The following is a 12,309-nucleotide window of genomic DNA, read 5'->3' on the forward strand; positions in this document are numbered from 1 at the left end:
GCACTACGCTATTCAAGGGCGAATCTAAAAACAAAGTCACCCGATTTGCATCGGGCGACCTTGTACTGCACCAACAGATGCTTCAGTTAGTTGTGCGTGCCGGTTGTACCCGTGGTACCTGTCGTACCCGTCGTACCGCCGTTTGCACTTCCACCACTGTTGGACGCCGCTACAGCACTGGCGACCATTGCAGTACTGGCTGCAGTGGCTTGAGTCGCCGCCACGTTACCCAATACATTGGTCGCAGTTGTAAGCGGCGCTTCTACCGCGGACGCCCAGTTGCTCAACATCGTCAACAGGGCAATTGCCATCACTTTCTTCATATCAACTCCTTTCTAACATTCAACCTGATCGAAATCGGGTAGTGCGTTAGAGGTGGTAGAGTTCAAGTCCGCGAAAAGCGCGAACAAGATCCGTTGTTCTTTCACAGTCTTACCCAACTGATAAAAGTCGAACGGCAGGTTTATATCTACGGGCTTGCAAAAGGCATAGCCAGTGTATTTTCCCGACGATATCTAACAACCTGACCGGAAATAACATTAGGCTAAAACGCCATCATCCCAGGTAGCCTTTGGGGTGATTCGATTGCCAGCGCCAGGTATCCGTGACCATGTCCTGCAAGTTGCGCGTGGCTTTCCAGCCCAGCTCTTTCTCCGCCTTGGAAGGGTCGGCCCAGCTCTCGGCGATATCACCCGAGCGACGCGGCATCATTCGATAGGGCACCGGCTGACCGCACGCCTGCTCGAACGCCCGCAGCACTTGCAACACGCTGTAGCCAGCGCCCGTGCCCAGGTTCCAGGTATGGATGCCGGTACGCCCGGCGATGGACTGCAAGGCCTTGAGATGACCGTCCGCCAGGTCCACGACGTGGATGTAGTCGCGTACCCCGGTGCCGTCGACCGTGGGGTAATCGTTGCCGAAGATCGACAACTCTTGCAGGCTGCCAACCGCCACCTGGCTGATGTAGGGCACCAGGTTATTCGGAATGCCACTGGGGTCTTCGCCCAGATGGCCGCTGTCATGCGCGCCAATCGGGTTGAAGTAACGCAACAGCGCGATGCTCCAGCGCGGCTCGGCCAGGCTCAGGTCGCGCAGCACATTTTCGACGATCAGCTTGGATTGACCGTAGGGATTGGTCGGGTTGCCCGTGGGGAAATCCTCGCGGATCGGCATCTGCTCCGGCTCGCCGTAGACCGTGGCCGACGAACTGAACACCAGGCGAAACACCCCGGCAGCGGCCATCGCCTGACACAACGTGATGCTGCCGCTGACGTTGGTCTCGTAATACTCAAGCGGCTTGCGCACGCTCTCGCCCACGGCCTTGAGACCGGCAAAGTGCAGGACGGCATCGATGGCATGCTGCTGGAAAATCCGGTCCAGCAAGGCCCGATCGCACACATCGCCGCGAATCATCAGCGCACTCTTGCCGCAAATGGCTTCCACCGCGTGCAATGCCGCATCGCTGCTGTTGCAAAGATTATCCAGCACAACAACTTCATAGCCTGCCTCAAGCAGCGCGAGCGTGGTGTGCGAACCGATATATCCAGCTCCACCCGTTACCAGAATTTTCATAGCGCGGTCCATAGTGGGAAAAGTGCGAAGTTGCGTGTCAAGCCCCTCTTGTTAAAGCTGTGTGCTGAGCCACACAAATAAGAGCGACAACAACCAAAAACAAAATTAGTTCAACGACTGGCAATAAATATTTTTTCAGGCCAAACTGTATTGCGGGATACTTATTAGCATTCCGACGCACGCACCACTATCAACAGATACCGACTAAAAATAACCAACAACTATCAACCCGACATCTCATAACATTGTCGCGTTATCCGCACATTGCTATTTGCCACTAGTGGCCATACTCAGGTATTAAAGTAAGCCTTCAATAAACATTGAAACTTGCAATCACTCGTTATTGCGCGCACCCGTTGGCTGTGTTCCATGACTGTCCAGGATACTTTTATGATTCGTAAATGTTTGTTCCCCGCTGCCGGCTATGGCACTCGTTTCTTGCCGGCAACCAAAGCCATGCCCAAGGAAATGCTGCCGATCGTCAACAAGCCATTGATCGAGTACGCCGTCGAAGAGGCACGGGACGCCGGCCTGCAACACATGGCGATCGTCACCGGCCGGGGCAAGCGTGCGTTGGAAGACCACTTCGACATCAGCTATGAGCTGGAGCACCAGATTCGCGGCACCGAGAAAGAGAAGTTCCTGGCCGGCACCCGTGAACTGATCGACACCTGCACCTTCTCCTACACCCGTCAGGTGGAAATGAAGGGCCTGGGCCACGCCATTCTCAGTGGCCGCCCGTTGATCGGCGATGAGCCATTTGCCGTGGTACTGGCCGACGACCTGTGCCTGAACCTGGAAGGTGACGGCGTCCTCACGCAAATGATCCAGCTCTACAAGAAATACCGCTGCTCGATCGTCGCCATCCAGGAAGTCCCGCGCGACCAGACCCACAAGTACGGCGTGATCGCCGGTGAGCCGATCGCCGACGGGATCTATCGGGTCAGCAACATGGTGGAAAAACCTGCCCCGCAAGACGCCCCGTCGAACCTGGCAATCATCGGCCGCTACATTCTGACGCCGGATATTTTCGACCTGATCGCCGACACCCAACCGGGCAAAGGTGGCGAGATCCAGATCACCGACGCCCTGATGAAACAGGCGCAGGACGGTTGCGTGCTGGCCTACAAGTTCAAGGGATTGCGCTTCGATTGCGGCGACGCCGAGGGTTACTTGCAGGCGAGCAACTTCTGCTACGAGAACGTGTACCTCAAGGGCCGCTAAGACGGCTCCAGCACCCGACGCCCACTCTTCATTCAGGCAGGCCAACCATGAACATCAAAAAGCTCTCGGCATACATTGAAATGGAGGTGGGCAACCTCGGGGTGATGTCCTCGTTGTCGCGACATCAGCGGTTGCCGAGCGCCAACGAGTCCTGGCTCGGCCCCACTCTACTGGTGGAACGAATCGGTATGTTTCCCTCTTCCGGAGACATCCGCCGGCCGATGCTCGACCCCTATCCCCTCCTCGCTCACCTGAAAAGGCTTTACCGCGGGCAGGCGCTGGAAATCGATGACCGCGATGGACTGAAAGTGATTTTCAGCGACTGGCGATTCCGGGTGCGCATTTGCTGCAACGACCCGGCCATCATCATCAACGTGGAGACCCGTTGTGCTACGCAGTTGATGCCACAAAAAACTGCGGAGCTGCTGAATCAAGTGGACGCGTTCGAAAAGGCTTGAAGGTTTACCACCGGGTTTCGCCGCAGCTGTCCTGCGGCGAAACCGCGTTGGTGCCACCGACAATAAGACGATAGAAGTAATCGGCAATCACCCGCCCACCCGTGGCCGGAACCGGATGAATCTTGTCCGGGCCGATCATGGTGGCGGCATAGCGCTTGAAGTCGGTGCCGAACGCACACTGCAGATTGGCGTAACCGAGGTGTTCCTGGCGTGCCCAGGGCTCCAGGACTTGCGCATAGGCCGACATCGGGTAAGCGCTGGATCGCGTCGTGTCCTGACGCAGGATCAGGTTGATGCTCGCTGTCGGTTGAATCTCGCGGACCATCCCCACCAAACCCTGAATGTTCTTGAGGTACTGCTCGGGCTTCACGCCAAAACCCTGGTCGTTGCCACCCAGCATGATCAGGTAGATGTCGGCGGGAATCTTCGACACCGCCGCTTTCCACTGCATCTGCCACTGAGGGTCGTTGTGGTAGAAGTCAGCGGACGCCGCGCCGGACGCCGCGAGTTTGGATACCCGCACGCCGCCCTGATCGTTGCTCATCCACAGGCCAAACAGCGTTGGCGCACCCTTCACCACTTCCAGCCGGAACGCCCAGTCTGTCGCTGCCGATGTGCTCGGCAGTGGCACTTCCTGAACCCCTGAGCCTGCGAGCGTCAATGGCTGCCAGGTGTCTGACGGCGCAAAGCGGTAGCGAACCTCATTGGGTTCACCATTGCCGAGGTAGAGCAGCTTCGCTTGGGTGACAGCCGTGTTGATGGCCGGTGTCGGGCTGGCATCGATCTCCAGCCAGGCCCCGGGCCGACCGGTAAGGGTGCGGCTGTCGGGGCTGGCCTGACCGAGGCCGGACACCAGCCAGTCACCGCCGAAGTACTTTTCGCTGCTGCGGGTGTATTTGAAGTGCGTGCCGCCCAGTGCCGCGCCATGGTTGAAACCGACATAGCCGGGGCCGGCGAAACCCGTCTCCCCGGCCAGCCGCTGCACCAGCTTGTTCAGATAGAAATCCTGCCCAGCGCTGTAGCTGTCGCCGATTACCGAGATGGACAGGACCTTCCCGCCCTTCCCTTCGCGCCACTGGCCAAACCGTTCGCGAGCGTCGCCGACTTCGACCACTGACGCCGCAACAGGCTGGACGTCATCAACTGCCAACATGCATCGCTTCCTTCACTCGGACACTCATCAGGTTTGTGGTACCGGGGCGGCGTTTGCCGGCGTTTTTCTAGCCGCCGCGCGCTCACCCAGAAACAGCACGGAGGTGAAGTTGAATCGACTGAAAACCATCGATAGAACCACCGGCCCCAGCAAGCCACACGCCAAGCCACCGAGCACCAGCAGGCTTTCGTCCTTCACGCCCAAACGCCCCAGGACAAACCGCGAAGTGGCGGCAAACAACACATGGAACAGGAAGATCCCATAGGAAAACCCGCCGAGCCAGGTCAGCCACTTCGAGCGCATGTCACTGGACAGCAACGCAATGCAGGACACGCAACCCACGGTCAAACCGATCAGGCTGCGGCGATCGACGATCAACTCGCGATCAATCGCCGCCACGTACAGCAGCGTCAGCGAGATCAACACAAACACTAACGGCCCGATCACCTTGAACCGTTGCTTCACTGCATCGACATTTTCCTGGCCAATCATTCCCGCCACAAAGAACGGTAGCAGGTAGATCGCGCCATTAATGCCGAACGCATCGAACTTGAACTGCGGTAACAAAAACAACACCGCCGCAAAGGCAAACAGCAGATACAAGCGCGTCGCCGAACGCAGCAAACCACGCCACTCCAGCAGACCGACGAACATGAAAATGATGAACACCGCCTGCAGGAACCAGAAGTGGTTGATCGGCACCCAGAACGACAACAACGCGTCGATCACACCGACGTCCTTGTTCACCCCCGGCCCCACCGCCTGCAACACCGAGAACGGCACGCCCACGCAAAACAGCGGCACGATCAGTCGTCGCACCTTGCCGGAGAAGAACGCCGAAAAGTCATTGCCGCGGATTTTGTAGATGGAGTAGATGTAGCCGGAAATGAAGGTGAACAGCGGCATCCGCACATACACCATCGAGTCGGCGATCACCCGGAACGGCGAGCCCAGGTCTATTTTCAAGCCGCCGCCCAACGGGCCGATCACGTGATAGAGCACCAGCAGCAGGCACGCCAGGCCACGCAGGGTTTCGATCTCCAGGGACTTTTTCTTGCTCGACATAAAGCACCTGCCTCAATTCAGAATTCTTGATTCAACTTGCACCGGCTTGTTCGCCCGCAACATCAATCCCAGGCCAACGAACAACACCGGCACCACCATCGAGAAGTGCCGGGCGAAGGAGCCGAAGTCCGGCTCGAACAGGCCTTGAACCAGCAGAAACGCCAGCGGAATCGCAATCAGTTCCTTGGGTTTGGTCTGGATCGGCGCGCCTTTGTAATCGGTCGAGGTGATGACTTTGAACAGCAGCAACGCGGTCATGATCATCAACGCCACGAAGATCACCTGCCCCGGCCCCGACAGCAGAATCAGCTCCACCGGGAACGACAACCGGAAGAAGATGATCATCGAGTCCAGCGCCTGCGAGACAAAGTCGCTGCCGCTGAGCCACGACACGATCAACGACTTGGAACCCTCCTCACCCGCCGTGCGCAGTTCGTTGTTGCTGGCACGAATCGACGACACCGGAAACCCGAGCGCGACCTGGATCGCCATGGCGACCGCCAGGTAGAACAGGAACAGCATCAGGAAAAAGGTGAAGCGCGAGACATACTTTTTCATCACGCAGACGCCGACCCAGGACAGTGAAAACAGAATCCAGTAGGGTCGGATCAGCACGCCGTAGATCACCGCCGAGAAGAAAAATCCGCCGCGATATTTGCGCGTCAAAGAGCTGAGCAAAATGCTCAACACCGCCACCGAAACAATGATTTCCTTGGTCAGGTTTTCAAGGAAAAACGAACGAACGATGCCCCATAGACACAGCGTGCCGAAAATCGTCAGCGGCATGCGCCGGAAGACCACCACCGGAATCGCCGTGAGGAAAAAATTGCAGAACATGCCGTAGGCCCAGGCATTGGTCAGATTGATCCCGGTGGGCCGCAGCAGGAACGCCGAACACTCATAGGAAGAACGATCCGGCGAGAACGGGTTCCAGAAATTGCAGTTGTCGGCACGGGCGTAGGACGACCACAAGGTCATGGCATCCGGGCCAGGATCGCGAGGGACCAACAGCGGCATGGCCACCGACAGAAACAACCCGGTGAACAGGATCAGGAACGAAATCGAGGAATCGAGTTTTCTGCCGCGAAACTCGATCAGTGGCAGCTTCAACCCCATGCCAAAGCCCCTTTCGGCCGGGTCACTCGGGCCAACACGGCAATCACACCGAGCTGCACGATGATCGCAAAGACGTTGCCCCAGGCAGCGCCGTAGATCGAATAGTGCTTGATCAGCAGGTAGCTGACCGGCACCGAAACCAACAAGCAGATCGCCGCACTGGCCAGTGACACCCGACTGTTTTTCGAGGCAATCAAACCGCCCCAGACGATGTCGCCAATGGCACGCAGGGCGAAGGAAAAAATCAGCACACCGAGGATCGCGTTGTCCGGACGAGGAACACTCGTGGCGACGTAATCGAGCACGACATTGAAGAACAGATAAATCAACACCGCCACCGCGGCGGACACCACCAGCGAGCGCATGACCCATTTGTTCACGAACAACTGCCGGACGGTGAACGGCTGTTGATCAGCCTGAAAACGCTTGGCGAGCACCGGAATGCCGACCACCGCCACCACCGCATAGGACAGCGCCTGCAAGGTATTGGCCGCCGACCAGGCGTACACGTATTTACCAAGGCTGGCGTAGGGTTCGATGTCGATGATCAGAAAGCGCTCGGCGTACTGACTCAACGCGATCAACCCTGTGCCGAGATAGAACGGCAATCCGGCCTTCCACACGGTCGCCGTGGCCAGCGTCCCACTGACCCGGCCCTTGTGCACGTTCACCACAATCAGGTAACCGGCGACGATCACCAGCACGTTGGCCACAACCCACAACCACAGCACACTGGCGATCCCGGACACCCAGCCGAGCATCATCCCGCCCACCGCCAACAGCGCCCAGAGGCCGGTCTTGATGAAAAACAGCAGCGCACCCGCCGTGGCTTTCTGCGCGGAAAACACGAAAGAGTTGATTTCGAACGACAGGTGTTCAGTGAGCAAAACCAGCGTCACGCACAGGATCAGCGCAGTCGTCGCCTCGACGTCCTGGAACAGCGAATAAACCAACACCGTCGCCACCGACAACAGCAGCCCCACAGCCAGGTACAGCAGCAGGACCTTGTCGACGACCCGGCGCGAACTGCCACCGACGCTGATCAGCCGATTGATTTCGGAACTGAAACCGACGCTGTAGAACTTCGATGCGATCAACGACGCCGCGACCACCACGCCGTAAAAACCCAGCGCCTCATAACCGAGAAAATGGGTGATCGCCAGCACCAGCAAAAACTTCGCGCCCAATGCCCCGCCGCGAAGCAGTAGCCGAAATATCATCGAACGATACCTTTGATGATGTCGTCCATGGCCACGGTTTTCGCCTCGATCTCGCGGCAGGTGTCGGTCAGGCGTTTGCCGAAACTGGACAATGCGTTCGGTGCGTAGACCGTGTCGATGATGGTGTCGACATTAATGTCGCCGCCGTTGATCACCCAGTCTTCCACGCCCATGTCCTGATAGGCGCCAAAGCCTTTGCGCTCATAGCTGATGTGATATGCCGGAACGCCGGACAGCAGCGATTCGATGGCGCCGTGCAGGCGCACGGAAATCACCAGGTCCGGCTGATATTTGGCCAGCGTCGCCTTCAGCGGCAGCAGGTCTTCGGTAATGCCCAATTCGCGATAGAACGCACCGTCATCATTGCCGCGAACGGCGCTCTGGACCGCGCAAACCACTTTGCTTTTGTTCTTCAAGCGCTGCAGCAGCAACTTCAGATTGGCCACATAAGCGACCTTCTTTTCCTTGCTCCACTCCGGCGGTTTGCGCAGCACCACGCACACCGTTGCCGGCGAAGACGCGCAACGGGTGAACTTGGGCTGCATGAGGATTTTGCTGGCCAATGACTGCACCGCCAGATCCGGCGCGCGGTAGACATTTTCACAGGCATCGAAAATCGCCGATGAGCGGTTGTCACGCACGAACACCGCATCGGCGCTGGCGTAATGCTCGACGATCTTGCTGCTCTCGCCGTGGAACGGCCCGATGCTCTGCGGCAGGTACACCGACGGCACTTTGCTGAGGATCGCGGTTTCCAGTTGCTTGGCGTGGCCCAGTTTCAGCTTGATGTGTTCGAAGGCGCTTTTGGAGCGCATGTAGCCGCCACCGACACCGACGATCAAATCGGTTTTTTTCAGCAGGTCAGCGAGACCGACGTAGGACTGGTTGAGAAACACCGCTTGCTTGACCCGTCCCAGCCCCTTGGCCGCCATGACCGGCGCGTCAAAACGCGGGTGTGGCAAGTAACTGAAGGACTCTGGATCGGAGGCCACGACACTGATCGAAGTGTCGTCACCAAAGTTTCGCTGCACCAGGGCAATGGCCAGATCCACGAGCAGACCGTCACCGGAGTTGGACGCACTGTAGCCATGCAAAATCGTTACGTTCATATGCTTGAGTTCTACTTAAAAAGTGGGGGCGCGATACAGGTCATAGGTCTGGCGGATCATCAACGCGGCGCTGAAGCGCTCGCGGACGATGCTGCGCCCTTCGCTGCCAAGGTCGAGCAACCGCGGCTTCTGGATTTTCGTCAGCACATCGGCCAGCGCCTGGTGATCCCCGCTGGGGAAGACGTAGCCGGACACCTCATTGGTGACCAACTCGGGCAGCGACGTGCAGTTGCTGGCAATCACCGGCAAGCCCATGGCCATACCTTCCAGCGGCACCATGGCAAAGCCTTCCCAGCGACTCGGGACGATCAGCGCATCGGCTTTCCGGTACAGCGCCTGGACTTCGCCCGGCGTCACCCACGGCAGGTATTCAACCCCTTCCATCGGCGGGCACTCGACCGAATCCTCGTTCACGGCACTGCCCACCACCGTCAGCTTCAGGTCGCTGCGCTGGACTTTGGCGAAAGCCTTGAGCAGCACGTCGAAGCCTTTCTGATAATCGAGACGGCCGACGAAGAGCAGATGAATGGGCTCGGGACTGCTGGTTTTCGGCGCGTCATCCTTGTGATGAATGCCGTTGTAGATCAGCTTCATGCGCTTGCGCTCAATGCCGAACCGCGCAGCTTTGTCGAGCTCGTACTGGCTGACACAGATGATCACGTCGGTGACCTTCTGCAATACCCGCTCGATCCACGCGTAGGCTTTCTGCTTGGTCGGCGAGCTTTCCATCAGGAACGAAAAAGCATGCGGGCAGTAGACGACCTTCGGCTTGCGCCAAGGTCGCAACAGCACGCACACGCAACGTCCGATAACCCCGGAAAAGGTGCTGTGCAAATGCACGACATCGGGTTTTTCCTTGAGCATCACCTGGGTCAGTCGCCAGGCGAAGCGCAGCAACGACGGCACATTGCGTCCGGTCCGGGCGAAGGTGCGGATATGTTGCCCGGCAATCCCGTGCAGTTCCTTTTCCTGATCCTGCGGGACCAGATAGACCAGTTCATAGTTTGCCGCGTCGCCTTCGGGCGAAGCCGAAATCGTGCGGATCACCGTCGCAACGCCACCTTTGATCGTCTCTGCCACGTGCAGTATTTTTTTCACAACTCACCCACTTCAAACATGAAAGGACAATCGCTGACACTCAGGATTTGTCGGACGCGTATTCGTAGTTGTAATAGCCGTAGCTACCGTTACCGTAGTAGCTGGCCGCGCGCTTCTCGACGCCGTTGAACACCGCGCCCTTCAACTCGATGCCGTTCTGGGCGAATCGACGAATCGTCAGCTCGATCTCTTTGGCCGGGTTCACCCCGAAGCGCGTGACAATCAGGCTGATCCCCGCTTCGCGACCGACAATCGCCGCATCCGTCACCGCCAGCAGCGGTGGCGTGTCGATGATCACCACGTCATACAGCTCGCTGAGTTGTGCCAGCAGCTCGCGGAAGTTGGCGTGCATCAACAGCTCGGAAGGATTGGGCGGGACCTGGCCGCGACTGATGAAATGCAGGTTGTCGACTTCGACTTTATTGATCGCCTGCTCGATGCTGCAGCGCTTGACCAACAGATCCGACAAACCGTTGGTGATCGGAGTGTTCAGCGTCTTGTGCAGATGGCCTTTGCGCATGTCGGCATCGATCAGCACCACCCGCTGCCCGCTCTGCGCCATGACCGCCGCGAGGTTGGAAGAGACGAAGGTCTTGCCGACCTGCGGGCTCGGGCCGGAAATCATGATCCGGTTGTTGGTCGAATCCAGCCCGGCAAAGTGCAGGCACGTGCGCAAACTGCGGATCGACTCGATGGACAGATCCGTCGGGTTGCGCAGGGCCAGCAGGTAGGCAGGCTTGTCCGCGCCGTCCCGGGCGCGCCCTTTTTTGCTGTCCTCTTCCTGTTGCAAGGCACTGTATGGAATCGACGCGTACACCGGCAAGCCGAGTTGCTCGATGGCCTCCGGACCTTCCAGGCCCCGGCTCAGGGACTTGCGCAGCAACACCAGCGCAACGCCGAAAAAGGCGCCGAGGAAGGTGGCAATCAGCACGATCAGGGGTTTTTTCGGTTTGACCGGGCTGGTCAGGTCGACATCCGCGGTGTCGACCAATCGCACGTTGCCCACCGCCCCTGCCCGGACGATGTCCAGCTCCTGGGATTTGTTCAGCAGTTGTGTATAGATCTGCGACGCCACTTCCACATCGCGGGTCAGGTTCAGCAGTTCCTGTTGCGTCGCAGGCAGGTCCTGGGCCTTGCTCTCCAGCGCCTTCTGCTGCTGGGTCAATTCGCCGATCTGGGTCATCAACGCGCGGTACGCTGGATGCTGCTTGGTGAACTTGCGATCCATCTCCGCCTGTTGCATTTTCAGTTCGGAGATACGGGTGTCCAGACTGACAACCTGTTCCAGCACCGATTGGGTTTCGAGGGAAATGTTGACCGTCTTGCCGCGGGTTTGATAACCATTGAGCGCATCGCTGGCCTTGGCCAGGTCGCGTTTGACCTGCGGCAGCTGGCCTTGCAGGAACTCCAGGCTCTGCGCCGCTTCCGCCGACGTGCGTTGCACGTTCTGCTGCACATACAACGAAGCGATTTTATTGAGGATTTTCACCGCCTCGGCCGCGTCGGTGCTGGCCAGGGCCAGACGAATGATCCCCGACTCCTTGCCTTGCTCGGAAATATCCAGCGCCTCCTGGTAACTCTGGATGGTCACGATCCGTGGATTGCGCACCACTTCGAAGCGGGTGCCAGGGTTCGCCGAAAGCTGAGCGATCTGCCCCTCTACGTCATCCTGTTTGAACGCTTCGCCAGCGACGCCTTCGGCCAGCAAGTTGTCGTTTTCATCGAACAACTGGAATCGATGCTGCTCGCCGGCGACCAGCGTGAGTTTCTTGCCCAGCAGCTCTTTCGGCAGATTGAGCCGGTTGATCTCGAGGCGCTCACCGCCCCAGGCGTAGCTGTTCAGGCCCAAGCGCGGCGCCGCGACACTGAACTCGGTCTCGCCGCGATAACGTCGGGCGAGAAAACCGCCAATGACCGGGAAGGTGTTGGGGGTGACGTCGATATCAAGGCGAAGATCATCGACCGTTTTGCCGATCACCGCGCGGGACTTGATGATGCCGATTTCGGTCACCGACGGCGATTGCCCGCCGAGCATACTGTTGAGATCGGAAAACCCGAGCATGTCGTTCTTCTTCGGCTCGACCTGCACCAGCGCGTTCGCCAGGTACACGGGAGTGGCCAAAACCGCATAGGCAACGCCGGTCGCCATGAAGGCACCGGTGAGCGCGCCGATCAACCATTTCTGGTCAATCAAAGAGCCAAATATGCCGAGGAGATCAATACTGTCTTGATCGTTGTCACGGGTGCCGATTACTGACGGTAACTGCATAAGTCTGTTCTTACCATTCACTGAT

General features: G+C 58.4%; 11 protein-coding genes. 2 read left to right on the top strand and 9 right to left on the bottom strand.

Annotated features, from left to right (window positions below):
- Positions 1–86: 86 nt before the first annotated feature.
- Positions 87–323: a hypothetical protein gene (locus AC3IX1_RS18830; RefSeq protein ID WP_046038091.1), complete on the bottom strand. Its 237-nt coding sequence runs from the start codon at positions 321–323 to the stop codon at positions 87–89.
- A 232-nt stretch (positions 324–555) separates the two neighbouring features.
- On the bottom strand, positions 556–1,572 hold the full coding sequence (gene galE, locus AC3IX1_RS18835) for a UDP-glucose 4-epimerase GalE (RefSeq protein ID WP_489385339.1): 1,017 nt from the start codon (positions 1,570–1,572) through the stop codon (positions 556–558).
- A 390-nt stretch (positions 1,573–1,962) separates the two neighbouring features.
- On the opposite strand from galE, the gene galU reads away from it, so the two are divergent.
- Entirely contained in the window at positions 1,963–2,796 is an 834-nt protein-coding gene (gene galU, locus AC3IX1_RS18840) for a UTP--glucose-1-phosphate uridylyltransferase GalU (RefSeq protein WP_489385340.1), read from the top strand.
- A 47-nt stretch (positions 2,797–2,843) separates the two neighbouring features.
- Positions 2,844–3,254 carry a mannose-1-phosphate guanylyltransferase gene (locus AC3IX1_RS18845; RefSeq protein ID WP_489385341.1) on the top strand — a complete coding sequence of 137 codons (411 nt, stop codon included), beginning with the start codon at positions 2,844–2,846 and terminating at the stop codon, positions 3,252–3,254.
- A gap of 4 nt (positions 3,255–3,258) precedes the next feature.
- On the opposite strand, the gene AC3IX1_RS18850 is transcribed toward AC3IX1_RS18845, so the two are convergent.
- From AC3IX1_RS18850 to AC3IX1_RS18880, 7 genes are read right to left on the bottom strand one after another with little or no spacing between them, the layout of a single operon-like run.
- Complete coding sequence (locus AC3IX1_RS18850; protein ID WP_489385342.1) at positions 3,259–4,407, bottom strand: SGNH/GDSL hydrolase family protein; 1,149 nt, start codon at positions 4,405–4,407, stop codon at positions 3,259–3,261.
- A 27-nt stretch (positions 4,408–4,434) separates the two neighbouring features.
- Positions 4,435–5,472, bottom strand: coding sequence for an acyltransferase family protein (locus AC3IX1_RS18855; RefSeq protein ID WP_489385343.1), 1,038 nt, complete (start codon positions 5,470–5,472; stop codon positions 4,435–4,437).
- Positions 5,473–5,484: 12 nt separating this feature from the next.
- Positions 5,485–6,588, bottom strand: coding sequence for a hypothetical protein (locus AC3IX1_RS18860; RefSeq protein WP_489385344.1), 1,104 nt, complete (start codon positions 6,586–6,588; stop codon positions 5,485–5,487).
- Positions 6,579–7,808: an MATE family efflux transporter gene (locus AC3IX1_RS18865; protein ID WP_489385345.1), complete on the bottom strand. Its 1,230-nt coding sequence runs from the start codon at positions 7,806–7,808 to the stop codon at positions 6,579–6,581. Before AC3IX1_RS18865 ends, AC3IX1_RS18860 begins: the two co-directional genes overlap by 10 nt.
- Positions 7,805–8,917 (bottom strand): polysaccharide pyruvyl transferase family protein, encoded by a 1,113-nt coding sequence (locus AC3IX1_RS18870; RefSeq protein ID WP_489385346.1) that lies wholly within the window; start codon positions 8,915–8,917, stop codon positions 7,805–7,807. The genes AC3IX1_RS18865 and AC3IX1_RS18870 overlap by 4 nt, the downstream gene beginning before the upstream one ends.
- Before the next feature lie 15 nt (positions 8,918–8,932).
- Entirely contained in the window at positions 8,933–10,015 is a 1,083-nt protein-coding gene (locus AC3IX1_RS18875; RefSeq protein WP_489385347.1) for a glycosyltransferase, read from the bottom strand.
- A gap of 40 nt (positions 10,016–10,055) precedes the next feature.
- Positions 10,056–12,284, bottom strand: a complete 2,229-nt coding sequence (locus AC3IX1_RS18880) for a polysaccharide biosynthesis tyrosine autokinase (RefSeq protein WP_489385348.1) — start codon at positions 12,282–12,284, stop codon at positions 10,056–10,058.
- Between the last annotated feature and the right edge of the window lie 25 nt (positions 12,285–12,309).

This window comes from Pseudomonas sp. KH_046_2 (assembly GCF_057838985.1).

Excerpts from the sequence above, each read along its gene's own strand:
- AC3IX1_RS18880 (WP_489385348.1), bottom strand. The coding sequence starts at position 12,284 with ATGCAGTTACCGTCAGTAATCGGCACCCGTGACAACGATCAAGACAGT.
- AC3IX1_RS18860 (WP_489385344.1), bottom strand. The coding sequence starts at position 6,588 with ATGGGGTTGAAGCTGCCACTGATCGAGTTTCGCGGCAGAAAACTCGAT.
- AC3IX1_RS18855 (WP_489385343.1), bottom strand. The coding sequence starts at position 5,472 with ATGTCGAGCAAGAAAAAGTCCCTGGAGATCGAAACCCTGCGTGGCCTG.
- galE (WP_489385339.1), bottom strand. The coding sequence starts at position 1,572 with ATGAAAATTCTGGTAACGGGTGGAGCTGGATATATCGGTTCGCACACC.
- AC3IX1_RS18830 (WP_046038091.1), bottom strand. The coding sequence starts at position 323 with ATGAAGAAAGTGATGGCAATTGCCCTGTTGACGATGTTGAGCAACTGG.
- AC3IX1_RS18845 (WP_489385341.1), top strand. The coding sequence starts at position 2,844 with ATGAACATCAAAAAGCTCTCGGCATACATTGAAATGGAGGTGGGCAAC.
- AC3IX1_RS18850 (WP_489385342.1), bottom strand. The coding sequence starts at position 4,407 with ATGTTGGCAGTTGATGACGTCCAGCCTGTTGCGGCGTCAGTGGTCGAA.
- AC3IX1_RS18865 (WP_489385345.1), bottom strand. The coding sequence starts at position 7,808 with ATGATATTTCGGCTACTGCTTCGCGGCGGGGCATTGGGCGCGAAGTTT.
- galU (WP_489385340.1), top strand. The coding sequence starts at position 1,963 with ATGATTCGTAAATGTTTGTTCCCCGCTGCCGGCTATGGCACTCGTTTC.
- AC3IX1_RS18870 (WP_489385346.1), bottom strand. The coding sequence starts at position 8,917 with ATGAACGTAACGATTTTGCATGGCTACAGTGCGTCCAACTCCGGTGAC.